Consider the following 16,667-nt stretch of genomic DNA (forward strand, 5'->3'; position numbering starts at 1 on the left):
GCCCGACGTCGTTATTTTCTGGCCAGCAGCAGCCCCAGCACCAGCCCTACGGTGGCGCCGATGCCTACGCTGTGCCAGGGTTTATCCCGCACGTAGTCGTCGGTGCGGTGTACCGCTTCTTTGGCGCGCGCATAGTAGGATTCGCCGGTGTTCGCCCAGCGCGCCTTAACCTCACTCAGCGCCTGCTCGGCGTGCGACTTGATGTCGATGTAGGCCTGATCCGCGCGATCGCCGGTATATTGCAGCACTTCTTCCAGCGTCTCGGTCAGCATTCTCAGATCGTCATCCAGCGTAGTTTGCTCAGCATCCGTATGTCTTGCCATAGTGAGATCTCCGTGGTTGAAAAAATTAAGCGTTCCTACACTATAGACAAGGATCGCCGCCTGCGGCCATCGGACTTTTACCCTAAAACACCAATTGCACCTTGGCGGCCTGGCGCTTATCGCCGGCAAACTCCAGCGCCTGCGCCAGTTGCCCGCTGGCGAACTCCGCCGACAGCAACGGCAGCGGATCGACCACGTCGTCGGCCAGCCACGCCACCGCCAGCGCAAACTCCGCCACGAAGCGGAAGGATCCGAGCAGGTTCAACTCCTTGGCGATCAACAACATCAGCGGAAAATCGGGGAAGCTGGCGCCCATCCCCACCTGCACCACGGTGCCTTTGGCGCGGGTGATCTCCAGGCAGCGCTGCAGCGACTGCGGATGCCCCGCCACTTCGAAGGCGACGTCGAAATACCCTTTGTCCTGCTGATAACCGCTAACATCGTCGTCCGCAGCATGCAGGCACCGATCGGCCCCCATTTGCCTGGCGATCGCCAGGCAGCGCGGGCTGAGATCGGCACAGACAATCTCGGCGGCGCCCAGCGCTTTCAGCGCCGCCACCAGCAGGCAGCCGATCGGGCCGACGCCGGACACGAAGATCTTTTTCCCCGTCACGTCGCCGGGCTGCTTCGCCGCGTGGATCGCCACCGCCAGCGGTTCAGCGAACACCATTACCCTGTCGTCGCGATCGGCGCCGTAAGGAATGCACTGCGCGCTATCCACCACTTTGTATTGGGTAAAGGCCCCGTCGACGTGCGGAAAATACATCGCGCTACCGAAAAAGCGCATCTCGACGCATTGATTGCTTTGCTGCGCCAGACAGTATTTGCACTGCCCACAGGGTTTGCTGGGATTGAGCGCCACCTTCTGCCCGACCGGCAGCTGCGGCGAATCGCTGGCGACCACCTCGCCGATCACCTCATGGCCCAGCACCATCGGCTGGCGCACCTGAAAATTGCCGACCCTGCCTTCCTGAAAGTAATGCAGATCCGAGCCGCAGATGCCGCCGCGGCTGATTTTCACCAGCGTTCCCTGCCCACGGTAATCCACTTCTTGCGCAATCACCGCCACGTCGCGTTTGCCATTGACCACGCAGGACTGGGTTTGAATTTTCATCTCAACACTCCACGAAAAAAGGTTACACCGCCGCCGACATGCCGCCATCGACAAACAGCAGTTGCCCGTTGACGAAGGCGGAGGCGTCGGCGGCCAGGAACACCGCCGCGCCGATCAACTCCTGCGGATCGCCCCAGCGTGCGGCGGGCGTGCGTTGGGTCAGCCAGGCGGTGAAGGCCGGATCGTCGGCCAGCGCCTGTGTCATCTCGGTTTTGAAGTAGCCGGGGGCGATGCCGTTGACCTGAATGTTGTAGCGCGCCAGCTCCACGCACATGCCGCGCGTCAGCATTTTCACCGCGCCCTTGGAGGCCGCATAAGGGGTAATGGTGTCCCGCCCCAGCTCGCTTTGCATCGAGCCGATGTTGACTATCTTGCCGCGCCGGCGCGGCACCATATAACGCGCCACGGTTTGCGACACGATGAAAACCGCCTTCTGGTTGACGGCGATGATGTCGTCCCAGTCTTGCTCCGGAAACTCGGTGAACGGGTGGCGGCGCTGGATGCCGGCGTTGTTGATCAAGACGTCTATCGCGCCGATATCCGCTTCGATACGATCGATGGCGGCATGCACCGCCTGGGAATCGGTGACGTCGAACGCCGCCGCATCGGCGCGCAAGCCCTCTTCGCGCAGGCGATCGGCGGCGTGTCGGGCATGTTCGTCGGTGGTGGCGTTGACCAGAATATGCGCGCCTTGCTGCGCCAGGCCGCGCGCCAGCAGAAAACCGATGCCGCGCGAGGCGCCGGTGATCAAGACAATTTTGTTATCCAGTGAAAACAGGTTGTTCATGGTGATTCCCGGCCATCAGGCCTCCAATCGGACAGGCCTCTATCTCAGCCGATTGTTACCGGTAAAAACGTGATGGAAATCACTGAACATCATGTTACGAAACCCTGTTACCCTTAACGTGATCTCACGCAGGCAGCAAGCGGGCAAAAAGCAGTTATCCAATTGAAAAATAGCTATTTTTAATAGGATCGCATTCATTGTTATCGCCAAATCGATTTGTTAACATACCGCTATCCGCCCTTGCCGCGCCGCCCGTGAAGGCCACCGAATGAAACACCCTCGCGTTACGCTACAGGACATTGCGCAATTGGCCGGCGTGACCAAAATGACCGTCAGCCGCTTCCTGCGCACGCCGGAAAAAGTGGCGGCCGACACCGCCGAACGCATTGCGCAGGTCATGCGGGAGCTGAACGTCACAGATGCCGATGCCGCACAGGCCGGCAGAAAACCGCGCATCGGCGTGCTGATCCCCTCCTTCAACAACCAGATCTTCGCCGATCTGCTGGCCGGCATCGAATCCGTTACCCAAGCGCGGGGTTACCAAACGCTGGTGGTGAACTACGATTACAGCCCGCAGCGGGAAGAAGAGCAGATCGCACAGCTGTTGAGCTACCCGATCGCCGGGCTGATCCTCACCGACTCTGCGCATACCTTGCGCGCAGAGACCTACCTCGGCGCCGCCAAAATCCCCCTCGCGCAGGTGATGGATCTCGACGCGCCGCCGGGGCGGATTGCGGTGGGGTTTGATAATGAACAGGCGGGGTATGACATGACCGAAGCGCTGCTCGCCAGCGGCAAACGGCATATCGTTTACTTTGGCGCCATGTCGGACGCCCGCGACAATAAACGCTATCGGGGGTACTGCCGCGCCATGGCGGCTCAGGGGCAAACACCGCGCCAGATCACGCCGCATCGGGTCTCTTCGGTTTCGATCGGCGCCGACATGCTGGCGATGGCGCGCGAACGCTACCCGCAGTTGGACGGTATCCTGTGCACCAACGACGATCTGGCGGTGGGCGTGTTGCAGGCCTGCCTGCGTCTCGGCGTGCGCGTGCCGCAGGAGATTGCGCTATCGGGTTTTCACGGCCTGGATATTGGCCAGGCGACCACGCCGGGCATCGCCAGCGTGATCACGCCGCGCTTTGACATGGGGAAAACCGCCGCTGAAATGCTGCTGCTGCGGATCGCGGGCGAACCCTGCGCCGAGCGCCACGATCTGCACTACCGCCTCTCACTCGGCGGCACCGTTTGAGCCGGCATTCGGGCTGACCGGCTGTGCGGCACGGGCTTTTTCGCTGCGCGCCGCCCACCACAGACCGCTGTTTTTCATCGCATAGCCAAACAGCAAGCCCACCAACAGAGAAAGCGTCACCAGCGGCCAATCTCCGCCGCCGGCGAAGGTCGCACAGGCGCCGATAAAGGTGCCGGGCACAAACCCCAGCCACTGCTGTTTGGCCTGAATGCACATCAGGAATGCCACGACGCCGGTCAGCAGATACCCCAGCAAATTCCACTGCGGCGCCAGTTCGCTGCCGTGGATGATCGCCATTGCCCAGAAGACGCCGCTGCAACAGGTCAACGCGCCGATCACCAGCCCTTTCAACCCACCCTGCGGGCAGGCGAAATACGCCGTGCAGCCGAGAAAACCGGCCCAACCGATCAGCCCCAGGCTGACGGCAACCCAGCCCCACACGCCGGAGAGGATCCCGGTAGTAACGGCAATGGCGAAAAGAACGTTCATAAAGTGACCCGCGACAAAAAGAAAGCGCGCAGTTTACCCGAAAGCCGGTTATTTCATGTGATTAAAATCACAATATAAATGCAATTAAAGAATAATTAATTAAATAAAAGAGACTTAAATCACAAAATTATTAACGTGGGAACCCTACACGTACCGTCATCCATGCCAACAACAGGCATACCGTGGTGCTGCTCAGGAACAGCAGATGGGTTGCCTGCTGCAGATCGACACGGTCGACCACGATCCCCAGCAAGATCGGCACCCAGTTGGCGATATAAGCGATAACGTAAAACAGTGAAAGCAAACGCGCATGGCTGGCCGGCGGCGAAATCAGGTTTACCAGGGTCGCGCTGCCGACGAAAATGGCGCCGTAAGCATAGCCGGCCACCACCAGGCCCGCAGCCGCCAGCCACAGTGAATGCCATTGGATCGCCGCAGCGAATACCACCGCCGCCAGCACCTGCGCCAGGCAACCGAACAACAGCGAATGACGGGCGTTAAGGCGGCGGCTCAGGATCTGGCTAATACCGGCGATCAACAGATACACCGCAATCGCATAGCCAAAGACGCCCCGCTGGTGCATGCCTAACAGCGTTTCCGCCACGCTGGGGCCAATAGCCAAAATGCTGGCGGCCAGAGCCCAACAGATAAACAGCGCCCCGGCACAGACAAAGAATTTACCGCCGGTGATACGCAGGCCATCGAGCAGCGTGCTTTTTTCTGTCGCCGTCGGCGCAGCGCGGGTCGGCGCCGCGACCACGCCACGCGGCCACGAGAACATCACGCCCAACGCCGCCACAGCGGCAATGACCATGATGAAAACGAACGGCAGCGTCGTGGGATGAAAACCGGTCTGCAAAGCGATGCCGCTGAAGATCGGGCCCAGCGCCAACCCTGTGGTAAAGGACAACGTGGCGATCAGCGCGGCGTTTTTACCGCCGTCTTGTGGCCCAAAACGCACCAGGGCGATGTTTGCCGCCCCGGTCAATGCCCCGGTGCCCACCCCGGCCAGCAGTCGCGCCATGAGCATCATGACAAAGGTATCCGCCAGCGCAAACAGCAGCGCACCGCTCAACACCACCAGCAATGCCGGCACGATCACGCTGCGCAAATCCTTTACTTTGCCGGCCAGATTGCCGACGCCGAACAAAGAGATCAGTACGCCGGCGGCGTAGGCACCGTAAACGACGGTCAGGCTGACGGAACTCAGCGCAAACTGCTGCTGATACAGCGGATAAAGCGGCGTCGGCGCACTGCTGTTCAGCAATGCCGACATCAAAGCCAGCGCCAAGAACAATAAAATGGTCCTGCGCGACGCCTGAGCATTTTGCGGCGCCGCGATCTGGCTGGCGGTATTTTCTGACATGTTTCAACTCCCAAAGTCGGCAGACGGCGGCCTGCCATCGACATCTTTCTCACCCGGCGGGCCGGGAACGGCGCTTATCATAGCGTTACGGCGGCGGGCGAAGTATCGTCAAGAATGAATCACCCTGATGCATTCTTGCATCACCGGAGAAATAACCGCCGATGTGCAGGCCGCTAGCCGCCTTTCTCTCCCCCAGGGCAGAGCAACGCTTTATGATATAACCCGTTATCATTCGTCCGGCCCGGCCTGTTTCCTACGGCGCCGACAAATCTGCAGAGAGGAAATGGCATGATAAATTGGGACGACGCGCGCTTCTTTTTGGCCGTCGCGCGCTGCGGCACGCTACGCAAAGCCGCCAGCCAGCTGCATGTCGATCAGGCGACCGTCGGTCGACGGCTGTCCGCTTTCGAGGATGCGCTCGGCTCCAAGCTGTTTATCCGCACGCCGAAATCCTTCGCCCTCAGCCCGCTGGGGGAGCAAATGCTGGCGGACGTGATGAAGATGGAAAATGCGGTGCAGGCGATCAACCGCAAAGCCGCCAGCGGTGACGAAAGCCTGTGTGGCAACGTGCGCATCGCCACCACCGATACCCTGGCCGAAGCCTTCGTGATGCCGGCGCTGCAAGATCTGCGGGAACGCTACCCCGCCATCACCGTCACGCTGTTGACGGCGGTCAACATCGCCGATATTTCTTACCACGGCGCGGATCTGGCGATCCGTGGCGCCCGCCCCGATGACGATGAGCTGATCATCAAACGCTTAGCCACCATCGAAATGGGTCTGTACGCCAGCCCACACTATCTGGCACGGCGCGGCATGCCGCTCAGGGGCGAGCAGCTGCGCGGCCACGATCTGCTGATGTTCCCGCGCGATCTGGTGCCGCGCCACTGGAACAATTTCTGCGGCGAGGCCCTGCACGAGCCCAACGTGGTGCTGCAATGCAATTCGCAGCTGCTGCTGCGTTCCGCCACCCGCAGCGGGCTGGGCATCGGCCTGCTCTCCGCGTTTTTGGCGGACAAAGACCCGGAACTGGTGCGCCTGTTGCCGGAGAACAAAGACTGGGTGGATATCTGGCTGGTGTTGCATCCCGATTTGCAACGCGCCGCCCGCGTGCGCGCGGTAGTGCAGGCGCTGGAAACCTCGTTTAGCGCCCATTACGGCTGAGTGCCGTTTCCCCATAAAAAAAGGCCGCCGAAGCGACCTTTTTATCGTTTGAAGCGTTGTCAGAATGTCGGCTGCGCCATCTGCACCAGCGAAATCAGCGGCTGCGGGTAGACGCCCAGCAGCAGCACCAGCGCGGCGGAGATCAGCACCACGACGCCACCGGCGGTCAACGCCCAGTTGTTCGGGGTATCGCGCTGCAGCGATTCCGGCGCGCTGAGGAACAGGCTGACGGTCACGCGCAGGTAGTAGTACAGGCCGATGGCGCTGCCTACCACAACCGCGCCGGTCAACCACCACAGGTGTGCGCTGACGCCCATCGCGATCACGAAGAACTTACCGATAAAGCCCAGCGTCATCGGGATACCGGCCAGCGACAGCATCATCACCGTCATCACCGCGGACAAGATTGGCTTATGCCAGAACAGACCGCGATAAGAGAACAGTGAATCCGCATCCGGGCCGCGGTACGGGCTGGACATCAGGCTGACCACGCCGAAGGCGCCCAGGCTGCTGAACAGGTAACCGGCCAGGTAAACGCCGGCGGTTTCCAGCGACAGCTGATGGGTTTGCACCGCAATCAGCGCCACCAGCAGGTAGCCCAGGTGAGCGATCGACGAGTAGCCCAGCAGACGCTTGATGTTGGTCTGGCTGATGGCCATCAGGTTACCGAACAAGATAGAGCAGAACGCGATGATCGACAGCACCATGCGCAGCGCTTCGTTGTCGGCGGCCGGGGCATACAGGAACAGACGCATCACGACCGCGAAGATCGCGATCTTGCTGGCGGTCGCCAGGAAGGTCGAGACCGGCGCAGGCGCGCCCTGATACACGTCCGGCGTCCACAGTTGGAACGGCACCAGCGACAGCTTGAAGCCCAGACCGACGATCATCATGCCCATACCGGCCAGGATCAGCGGTTGGTGCATCATGTTTTCCTGCAGGCTCTTGCCGAGGCCGGCCAGCGACAGATCGCCGGATTCGGCATACAGCAGCGCCATGCCGAACAGCAGGAACGACGACGCGGCGGCGGACAGCAGCATGTACTTGATGGCGGCTTCCAGCGGGCGCTTCTGGCGGTAGGCGTAGCCCACCAGGCCGAACAGCGGCAGCGAGATCAGCTCGATACCGATGAACAGCGAAGCCAGATGGTTGGCGCTCGCCAGCAGGATGCCGCCCATGGCGGCGATCAGCACCAGCAGGTAGAACTCTTCGCGGTTATCCGGATAGCCGACCAGCCACGGATAGGCGAAGGTGCAGGTCGCCAGACTCGCCAGCAGCACCAGCCCGGTGTAGAACATCGAGTAACCGTCAACCCGCAGCAGCGGGGTGACGTCCATTGGGCCTGCCTGGCCGACAAAGTACAGCGAAAGCAGCGCCAGGTTGAGACCGATCACGGTCAGGGTGGCGTTGATAAAGTGGTCGCGTCGCCACGCAATGCCTAGCATCACAACCACCACCGTCAATCCGACGATCAACAGCGGCAGCAGTGCGATCAGTTGTTGAGGAGTTATTGTCATGGCGAATTACGGCCTTGTTGTTGAAATTGCTGAAACTGACGAACCAAACCAGTGTTGCACGTTGCTCATCGCCGCGTTGGAAGTATCCAGAATCGGCTGCGGGTAAACCCCCAGCAGAACCAGCAACACCACCAGCAGCAGAATGATGAACAGTTCGCGCGCGGTCATGCCCTGCAGCGGCTGGTCGGATTTAGGCGCACCGTAGTAAGCGCGCTGCATCATGATCAGCGAGTAAACCGAAGCGAACACCAGACCGAAGGTAGAAATCACGGTGATCACCGGCACCACCTGGTAGCTGCCGAACAGAATCATGAATTCGCCGACGAAGTTACCGGTACCCGGCATCCCCAGCGTAGCCACGGCGAAGAACAGCGACAGCGCAGGGATGAACTTGATACGCCCCCACAGGCCGCCCATCTGACGCATGTCGCGGGTATGCAGGCGCTCATACAGCTGGCCGCAGATGATAAACATACCGGCGGCGGACAGACCGTGCGCGATCATCTGGATCACCGCGCCCTGATAAGCCAACTGGCTGCCGGTGTAGATGGCGATCAGCACGAAGCCCATGTGCGAAACCGAGGTGTAGGCGATCAGACGCTTGATGTCGGTCTGCGCGAACGCCATCCAGGCGCCGTAGAAGATGCCGATCACGCCCAGCCACATGGCGATTGGCGCAAACTCGTGCGAAGCCTCAGGGAACAGCGGCAGGCTGAAACGCAGCAGGCCGTAGGCCGCGGTTTTCAGCAAGATGCCCGCCAGATCGACGGAACCTGCGGTCGGCGCCTGGCTGTGCGCGTCCGGCAACCAGCCGTGCAGCGGCACCACCGGCATTTTCACCGCGAAGGCGATGAAGAAGCCCAGCATCAACAGATATTGCACGTTGTGGGACATCGGCGTTTGCAGCAGGTCTTCGTAATCGAAGGTCCACACGCCGGTGGCGTTGTAGTGCACGAACACCAGGCCCAGGATCGCAATCAGCATCACCAGACCGCTGGCCTGGGTGTAGATGAAGAACTTGGTCGCCGCGGTGATGCGGGTTTTACCGTCCGACGCCTTGTGGCCCCACAACGCGATCAGGAAGTACATCGGCACCAACATCATTTCCCAGAAGAAGAAGAACAGGAACATGTCGATGGCGAGGAACACGCCGATAACGCCGCCCAGGATCCACAGCAGGTTGAGGTGGAAGAAGCCCTGATACTTCTGGATTTCACGCCAGGAACAGAGGATCGCCAGCACGCCCAGCAGACCGGTCAACACCACCATCAGCAGCGACAGGCCGTCCAGCGCCAGGTGGATGGAGATACCGAAGCGCGGGATCCACGGCAGCAGGAATTCGCTCTGCCACTGCGGAATGCCTTTCGGCGTGGTCAAGGTATAGCCGCCCTGCAGCCACAGCTGCAGAGAGAGCGCCAACGTCAGCCCCATTGCGATCAGCGCTATCCAGCGCGGCACCTTAGTACCGAAGCGCTCAAGCTGCCAGCACAGCAGACCGCCGATAAAGGGGATAAGAATTAGCCAAGGTAATAGCATGGCGTTTTGTGTCCCTTATACGAATAATTTCAAACTTTGTACGTAGCGCCTGCCCGGCGCTACGCCCGAAAAATGCGTCTGTTTAAATTATTCAATTAAACCAAAATCAACAGAGCCAATACGACCACTGCACCCACACCCATAGACGCTATATACCAACGCACCTGACCGTTCTCGCTCACCGTCAGACCGCGGTTCCCCCAGCGGGAGAAGACGGCCGGCAGGTTCATCAGCGAGTTCAGCGGATCGCGCTGCAGCAGCTTCGCAATGCCCAGGTACGGCTTGACGAACACTTTGTCATACAGCCAGTCGAAGCCCCAGGCATGGAACCACCAGGTCGAGAAGAAACGCCCCGGCGCGCTGTTGGCGATGCTGTTGACCAGGCTGCGTTTGCCCAGCCACAGCGCGGCCGCCAGCAGAATGCCGACGATAGCCACCACGCCGGAGGTGATTTCCAGCGTCAGCACGCTGCCGTGCGCCAGCTCGGTCGTGTCCGGCAGCACGCCCTGCAACGGCGGCACGATCATCGCGCCGACGAAGGTGGACAGCACCAGCAGAACCAGCAGCGGCAGGTGGTGAGTGATGCCTTTACCGGCATGCGCTTTGATTTTCTCTTCGCCGTGGAACACGATGAAAATCATACGGAAGGTGTACAGCGAGGTCATGAACGCACCGACCAGGCCGGCCACCATCAGATTGATGTGGCCGTTGGCCATCGCGCCCGCCAGGATCTCGTCCTTACTGAAGAAGCCGGCCGTGACCAGCGGCAACGCAGACAGCGCCGCGCCACCCACCAGGAAGCAGACGTACACCAGCGGGATGCTCTTGCGCAGGCCGCCCATCTTGAAGATGTTTTGCTCGTGGCGGCAAGCCAGGATCACCGAACCGGACGACAGGAACAGCAGCGCCTTGAAGAACGCGTGGGTCATCAGGTGGAAGATCGCCGCGTCCCATGCCTGCACGCCCAGCGCCAGAAACATGTAACCGATCTGGCTCATGGTGGAGTAAGCGAGCACGCGCTTGATGTCGGTCTGCACCAGCGCGGCGAAGCCGGCCAGCAGCAGGGTGACCGCACCGACGATGCCCACCAGGTGCAGCACTTCCGGCGCCATCAGGAACAGGCCGTGCGTACGGGCGATCAGATAGACGCCCGCGGTCACCATGGTCGCCGCGTGGATCAGTGCGGAAACCGGGGTTGGGCCCGCCATCGCGTCCGCCAACCAGGTTTGCAACGGCAGCTGCGCCGATTTACCAACCGCGCCGCCCAGCAGCATCAGGGTTGCCCAGGTGATGGCCGTATCGCCCACCGCCAGTTTCTGCGGCGCCAGGATCATCAGCTCGCGGATGTTCAGCGTGCCCAGCTCGTTGTAGAGAATGAACAGCGCGAACGCCAGGAACACGTCGCCCACGCGGGTCACGATGAAGGCTTTCATCGCCGCCGCGCCGTTGGCCGGATCTTTGTAGTAGAAGCCGATCAACAGGTAGCTGCACAGGCCCACGCCTTCCCAACCCAGATACATCAGCAGCAGGTTGTCCGCCAGCACCAAGACCACCATGCTGGCGATAAACAGGTTGGTGTAAGCGAAGAAGCGCGAGTAGCCCTCTTCACCGCGCATGTACCAGGAGGCGAACATGTGGATGAAGAAGCCGACGCCGGTGACCACCGACAGCATGGTCAGCGACAGGCCGTCCAGCACCAGGGTCACGCCGATATTGAAGTTGCCGACGGCCATCCAGGTCCAGAGGCTTTGCTCAAACAGCTGCACGCCGGCGGCTTTCTGGGCGAAGAAATCCATCGCCACATACACCGTGACCAGCGCAGCCAGGCCGATAGAGCCCACGCCGACGGTAGCCGCCGTGTTCTCAGACCAACGACCGCGGGAAAATGCCAACAGCAGGAACCCGATCAGCGGTAGCAGAATTGTTAAATATAATAGGTTCATCCGCGCATCTCACTGACAGTATCAATATTCAGGGTATGACGACGACGGTAGAGCTGCAGCAGCAGCGCCAGGCCGATACTGGCCTCGGCTGCCGCCAGACTGATCGCCAGGATGTACATCACCTGCCCGTCCGCCTGGCCCCAGTAGCTTCCCGCCACGATAAACGCCAACGCCGCAGCGTTGATCATCACTTCCAGGCTGATCAGCATAAACAGCAGGTTGCGGCGCACCAGCAGCCCGGTCAGCCCGAGCACAAACAGGATAGCCGCCAGGATCAGGCCGTGTTGAAGAGGGATCATGCTTGCTCCTCCGATTTTCTTCTCGCCATTTCGCCACTCGCCGGCGCGTTGCTCAGCACCTCGCCAGGCTTGTGCTCGCGGCCGATATGGAAGGCGACAACCAGACCCGCCAACAGCAGCATTGAAGCCAGCTCAACCGCCAATACGTAAGGCCCGAACAGGCTGATGCCCACCGCCTTCGCGTCGACCATCTCGCCGCTGATACCCTGGTCGGATACGCTGCGGATCGCGACGATCAATACCACCAGCAGCGCCAGCGACAACAGGCCAGGCCCGATCCACACCGTCGGCTTCATCCAGTCGCGCTCTTGCTGCTGCACGTTGCCGAGGTTCAGCATCATCACCACGAACACGAACAGCACCATGATGGCGCCCGCATAGACGATGATTTCCAACGCGGCGGCAAAGTAGGCGCCGAGCGAGAAGAAGACTGCCGAGATCGCCAATAACGAGACGATCAGATACAGCAGCGCATGCACAGGGTTGGTATGGGTGATCACGCGAATCGTCGCGGCCACCGCAATCAAACCTGCCAGGTAAAATGCAATTTCCATGCTTGCTGGCTCCTTAGGGCAACAGACCTTTGACGTCGATCGGTTTGGCTTCGTTTTCGGCTTCGCCTTTGGCTTTGCCGTCAATCGCCATACCGGCCATCCGGTAGAAGTTATATTCCGGATATTTACCCGGCCCCGAGATCAACAGATCTTCTTTTTCGTACACCAGATCCTGACGCTTGTACTCACCCAGTTCGAAATCCGGCGTCAGCTGGATAGCGGTGGTCGGGCAAGCCTCTTCGCACAGGCCGCAGAAGATGCAGCGCGAGAAGTTGATGCGGAAGAACTCCGGATACCAACGGCCGTCTTTCTGCTCCGCTTTTTGCAGCGAGATACAGCCGACCGGGCAGGCAACCGCACACAGGTTACAGGCGACGCAGCGCTCTTCGCCGTCCGGATCGCGCGTCAGCACGATGCGGCCACGGTAGCGCGGCGGCAGGTAAACCGGTTCTTCCGGATACATCTGGGTTTCGCGCTTGGCGAAGGCATGCATGCCAATCATCCAAATGCTGCGCACCTGGGTGCCGAAACCAACCACTAACTCTTTCAATGTCATGGTTTATTCACCCCTTATTGAGCGTTGTACAAAATGACCGCGGCGGTTGCCAGCAGGTTCAGCAGCGTCAGCGGCAGGCACACTTTCCAGCCGAAGGACATCACCTGGTCATAACGCGGACGCGGCAGCGCGGCACGGATCAGGATGAACATCATCATGAAGAAGGCCGTTTTCAACGCGAACCAGATGAATGGCGGCAGGAACGGACCCTGCCAGCCGCCGAAGAACAACGTCACAATCAGGGCGGACACGGTGACGATACCGATGTATTCCCCCACGAAGAACAGACCGAACTTCATGCCGGAATATTCGATGTGGTAACCGTCGGCCAGTTCCTGCTCGGCTTCCGGCTGGTCAAACGGGTGACGGTGACACACCGCCACGCCGGCGATCGCGAAGGTCACGAAGCCGAAGAACTGCGGAATGACGTTCCAGACGTGCGCCTGGGATTCAACGATGGCCTGCATGTTGAACGAATCCGCCTGCATCACCACGCCCATCAGCGACAGGCCGATGAACACTTCGTAGCTCAGGGTTTGCGCGGAGGCGCGCATCGCGCCCAACAGCGAGTATTTGTTGTTGCTCGACCATCCGGCGAACAGCACGGCGTACACCGCCAGGCCGGCCATCATCAGGAAGAACAGAATACCGATGTTGAGATCGGACACCGCCCAGGTCGGGCTGACCGGCACGATGGCAAATGCCAGCAACAGGGAAGTAAAGGCGATCATCGGCGCCAGGGTGAAGATCACCCGGTCGGAGAATCTCGGCACCCAGTCTTCCTTGAAGAACATTTTGATCATGTCGGCGACCAGCTGCAGCGAGCCGCCCCAGCCTACGCGGTTCGGTCCGTAGCGGTTCTGGAACAGGCCGAGCAGGCGGCGTTCGCCAAAGCTCATGAATGCCCCGCACGCCACGACCACCAACAGGATCACGACCGCTTTAAGAATGGCGATCAGAATGTCGATCACCTCAGGGGTAAACCAGCTCATCGTGCCGCCTCCCGCAGATTGTCTACCTTAGCACCCACCAAGATCGGCGGGATCCCTGGCAAGCCGAGCGGCAAACCAACCTGGCCCTGGGTCAGGGTTTCACTCAGACGCACCGGCAGACGCAGGGTCTGGCCCGCACAGCTGAACTCCACCAGGCTGCCCGCGTTGACGCCAAGCGTCGCCGCGTCGGCCGGGTTGACCATCACGTAGGCTTCCGGCATGCGCTGCTGGATCACGTGAGAGCGCTGCGACATTTCGTCGCTGCCGAACAGGTGGTAGTACGGCGCGACACGCCAGCCGTCGTTCGGATTGAACGCGGCAGGCACGCGGTCGAAGTAACCGAGGCTGCCCTCCCCCGCTTCGATCAGGCGCACGCCCGGATCACCGTGGCGCAGTTTGCCGCCCACTTCTGCCTGGAACTTGTTCCATGCCTGCGGTGAGTTCCAGCCTGGCGCCCAGGCGAACGGGATCTGCTGACGATCGGCCAGCGGGCTGTTGTTCCCTTCCATCGAGAAGGCGAACATGGTGTCTTTATCCTGCGGCTGACGCGGCTCGTGCACGCTGATGTTGGCGCGCATGGCGGTACGGCCGCTGGAGCGGTGCGGCGAACGCGCCAGCTTCTGACCGCGAATGCGGAAAGTCGCGTCCGGCGCGGCGTCGACGATGCCCTGCAGCTGCGGCAACGCGGCGACGCAAGCGGCGATCACGTCATCGAGCTGGGTCCAGTCCACGTGGCGGCTGGTGTAGGTGGAGTGCAGCGAGTGCATCCAGCGCCAGCTTTCCAGCATCACGGTGAACTGATTTTTCTTGGCGTCGTCGTAGTAAGCCGGATCGTATACCTGGAAGAAGCGCTGCGCGCGGCCTTCCTGGTTGATCAGCGTACCGTCACTCTCGGCGAAGCTGGCCGAGGAGAGGATCAGGTTGGCTTTGTCCATGATCGCGGTGCGCTGGTGGTCGGCGACGATCAGGTTATTAACCTTGGCCAGCGCCGCGTCCACCTGCGCCGCCGGCGCATGACGATAGAGATCGTTTTCCATCACGATGGCGGTATCGGCTGCGCCGCTCGCCAGCTGTTCCAGCGCCTGATCGAGCGAACCGCCGCCGATCATCGCCAGGCCCATGCTGTTGGCTGCGCCCGCCACGAAGGTGATGCCGACGTCGGAACCGCGGCCCTTCAACGCTTTGGCAATGTTGGCCGCCGCTTCGATGATGGCTTCGCTGCCGGCGTTGCTGCCGGTAATAATCAGCGGTTTGCGTGCGCCGGTCAGCGCCTGCACGATGATATCGACTTTCTTGTTCAGGCCTTCAGCCAGATCGTTCACCGCCGGCGCCGCGCTGTCCAGCGCGTGAGCGATGGCGAAGCCGAAGCGCGCCTGCTCGTCTACCGGCGCGCGGTAGTTCCAGGCGGCGATGTCGTCCAGGCGGGTGTTGTCGACGTTGGTAGTGAACAGCGGGTACTTGGCGTGCTGGCCGATGTTCTGCACCGCCGCGATCTGCCAGTCGGCCACGCGTTGCGCCGCCGCCATCGCGCGGGCTTTGCCCTTGACGGCCTGGCGCACGGACAGCGCGATGCGCGCGCCGGTTTGCGTCAGGTCTTCGCCCAGCACCAGCACCGCGTCGTAATCTTCGATCTCACGCAGCGCCGGCGTATGGACACCGCCGTTCTTCAGCACGTTCAGCATCAGCGCCAGGCGCGATTGCTCCGCCTGAGCGATACCGGTGTAGTAGTTCTCGGCGCCGACCAGCTCGCGTAGTGCGAAGTTGCTTTCCAGGCTGGCGCGCGGGGAGCCGATGCCGATGGTTTTCTTCGCCTGACGCAGGATGTCCGCCGCGCCCTGCATCGCCTGCTCGGCGTTCAGGGTGATCCAGTCATCGCCGCGCAGCTGCTGCGGTTGACGCGGACGATCTTTCTGGTTGACGTAGCCGTAACCGAAGCGGCCGCGGTCGCACAGGAAGTAGTGGTTCACGCTGCCGTTGTAACGGTTTTCGATACGGCGCAGCTCGCCATAGCGCTCGCCCGGGCTGGTGTTACAGCCGATGCTGCACTGCTGGCAAATGCTCGGCGCGAACTGCATGTCCCATTTACGGTTGTAGCGCTCGGAGTGCGTTTTGTCGGTGAATACGCCGGTCGGGCACACTTCCACCAGGTTGCCGGAGAACTCGCTTTCCAGCGTGCCGCTTTCCGGGCGACCGAAGTAGACGTTGTCGTGCGCGCCGTACACGCCGAAGTCAGTGCCGTCCGCATAGTCTTTGTAGTAACGCACGCAGCGGTAGCAGGCGATGCAGCGGTTCATCTCGTGCGAGATAAACGGCCCCAGCTCCTGGTTGTTGTGGGTGCGCTTGGTGAAGCGGTAGCGGCGGAAGCTGTGGCCGGTCATTACCGTCATATCCTGCAGGTGACAGTTACCGCCTTCCTCACAGACCGGGCAATCGTGCGGGTGGTTGGTCATCAACCACTCGACCACGCTTTCACGGAACTGCTTCGCTTCGCCGTCATCGATGGAGATGAAGGTGCCATCGGATGCCGGGGTCATACAGGACATCACCAAACGGCCGCGCGTATCTTCCGCGTTTTGGTATTGCTTTACCGCACATTGGCGGCAAGCGCCGACGCTTCCCAGCGCCGGATGCCAGCAAAAGTAAGGAATATCAAGGCCGAGGGAAAGACAAGCCTGCAGCAGGTTGTCCGCTCCGTCTACCTCATACTCTTTGCCGTCTACATGAATCGTAGCCATAGTCAGCATGCTTCCAAGTGGCCTGCCTTGCGGCAGGCGT

15 protein-coding genes are annotated in these 16,667 nt (G+C 60.9%); 2 read left to right on the plus strand and 13 right to left on the minus strand.

Annotation, left to right across the window (positions count from 1 at the left end; translation table 11 throughout):
• Positions 1 to 11: 11 nt before the first annotated feature.
• The 3 genes from elaB to idnO all read right to left on the minus strand — a co-directional run bounded on the left by elaB (position 12) and on the right by idnO (position 2,224).
• The gene (elaB, locus tag SSARUM2_RS16830; RefSeq protein ID WP_025303653.1) at positions 12 to 323 is read right to left on the minus strand and encodes a stress response protein ElaB; all 312 of its coding nucleotides are present in this window, start codon (positions 321 to 323) and stop codon (positions 12 to 14) included.
• Between the two features lie 82 nt (positions 324 to 405).
• Entirely contained in the window at positions 406 to 1,437 is a 1,032-nt protein-coding gene (gene idnD, locus SSARUM2_RS16835; RefSeq protein WP_033653769.1) for an L-idonate 5-dehydrogenase, read from the minus strand.
• Between the two features lie 22 nt (positions 1,438 to 1,459).
• Positions 1,460 to 2,224, minus strand: a complete 765-nt coding sequence (idnO, locus tag SSARUM2_RS16840; RefSeq protein WP_033648038.1) for a gluconate 5-dehydrogenase — start codon at positions 2,222 to 2,224, stop codon at positions 1,460 to 1,462.
• A 268-nt stretch (positions 2,225 to 2,492) separates the two neighbouring features.
• Here idnO and SSARUM2_RS16845 point away from each other — a divergent pair, with 268 nt between their 5' ends.
• Positions 2,493 to 3,476 carry a LacI family DNA-binding transcriptional regulator gene (locus SSARUM2_RS16845; RefSeq protein ID WP_060452520.1) on the plus strand — a complete coding sequence of 328 codons (984 nt, stop codon included), beginning with the start codon at positions 2,493 to 2,495 and terminating at the stop codon, positions 3,474 to 3,476.
• On the opposite strand, the gene SSARUM2_RS16850 is transcribed toward SSARUM2_RS16845, so the two are convergent.
• Positions 3,456 to 3,965, minus strand: coding sequence for a DUF1097 domain-containing protein (locus SSARUM2_RS16850; protein WP_060452519.1), 510 nt, complete (start codon positions 3,963 to 3,965; stop codon positions 3,456 to 3,458). The two genes, SSARUM2_RS16845 and SSARUM2_RS16850, sit on opposite strands and share 21 nt — an antisense overlap.
• A gap of 130 nt (positions 3,966 to 4,095) precedes the next feature.
• Positions 4,096 to 5,331, minus strand: a complete 1,236-nt coding sequence (locus tag SSARUM2_RS16855) for an MFS transporter (protein ID WP_060452518.1) — start codon at positions 5,329 to 5,331, stop codon at positions 4,096 to 4,098.
• Between the two features lie 288 nt (positions 5,332 to 5,619).
• Here SSARUM2_RS16855 and SSARUM2_RS16860 point away from each other — a divergent pair, with 288 nt between their 5' ends.
• A complete protein-coding gene (locus SSARUM2_RS16860) occupies positions 5,620 to 6,495 on the plus strand; it encodes a LysR family transcriptional regulator (RefSeq protein WP_033653764.1) in 876 nt (291 codons plus the stop codon).
• A 59-nt stretch (positions 6,496 to 6,554) separates the two neighbouring features.
• Here SSARUM2_RS16860 and nuoN read toward each other — a convergent pair whose 3' ends face one another.
• The 8 genes from nuoN to nuoG all read right to left on the minus strand — a co-directional run bounded on the left by nuoN (position 6,555) and on the right by nuoG (position 16,627).
• Positions 6,555 to 8,012: an NADH-quinone oxidoreductase subunit NuoN gene (gene nuoN, locus SSARUM2_RS16865; protein WP_033635324.1), complete on the minus strand. Its 1,458-nt coding sequence runs from the start codon at positions 8,010 to 8,012 to the stop codon at positions 6,555 to 6,557.
• Positions 8,013 to 8,018: 6 nt separating this feature from the next.
• On the minus strand, positions 8,019 to 9,548 hold the full coding sequence (nuoM, locus tag SSARUM2_RS16870; protein ID WP_033648043.1) for an NADH-quinone oxidoreductase subunit M: 1,530 nt from the start codon (positions 9,546 to 9,548) through the stop codon (positions 8,019 to 8,021).
• A 95-nt stretch (positions 9,549 to 9,643) separates the two neighbouring features.
• The gene (gene nuoL / locus SSARUM2_RS16875; protein ID WP_125460716.1) at positions 9,644 to 11,491 is read right to left on the minus strand and encodes an NADH-quinone oxidoreductase subunit L; all 1,848 of its coding nucleotides are present in this window, start codon (positions 11,489 to 11,491) and stop codon (positions 9,644 to 9,646) included.
• Complete coding sequence (gene nuoK / locus SSARUM2_RS16880; RefSeq protein WP_004936014.1) at positions 11,488 to 11,790, minus strand: NADH-quinone oxidoreductase subunit NuoK; 303 nt, start codon at positions 11,788 to 11,790, stop codon at positions 11,488 to 11,490. The genes nuoL and nuoK overlap by 4 nt, the downstream gene beginning before the upstream one ends.
• Positions 11,787 to 12,344, minus strand: a complete 558-nt coding sequence (gene nuoJ / locus SSARUM2_RS16885) for an NADH-quinone oxidoreductase subunit J (protein WP_019453717.1) — start codon at positions 12,342 to 12,344, stop codon at positions 11,787 to 11,789. The genes nuoK and nuoJ overlap by 4 nt, the downstream gene beginning before the upstream one ends.
• Before the next feature lie 13 nt (positions 12,345 to 12,357).
• Positions 12,358 to 12,900: an NADH-quinone oxidoreductase subunit NuoI gene (nuoI, locus tag SSARUM2_RS16890; RefSeq protein WP_025160170.1), complete on the minus strand. Its 543-nt coding sequence runs from the start codon at positions 12,898 to 12,900 to the stop codon at positions 12,358 to 12,360.
• 14 nt (positions 12,901 to 12,914) lie between these two features.
• Entirely contained in the window at positions 12,915 to 13,892 is a 978-nt protein-coding gene (gene nuoH, locus SSARUM2_RS16895; protein WP_004936022.1) for an NADH-quinone oxidoreductase subunit NuoH, read from the minus strand.
• Positions 13,889 to 16,627, minus strand: coding sequence for an NADH-quinone oxidoreductase subunit NuoG (nuoG, locus tag SSARUM2_RS16900; protein WP_049234003.1), 2,739 nt, complete (start codon positions 16,625 to 16,627; stop codon positions 13,889 to 13,891). The genes nuoH and nuoG overlap by 4 nt, the downstream gene beginning before the upstream one ends.
• Between the last annotated feature and the right edge of the window lie 40 nt (positions 16,628 to 16,667).

It is taken from the genome of Serratia sp. K-E0102 (genome assembly GCF_029962625.1).
GTDB lineage: Bacteria > Pseudomonadota > Gammaproteobacteria > Enterobacterales > Enterobacteriaceae > Serratia > Serratia sarumanii.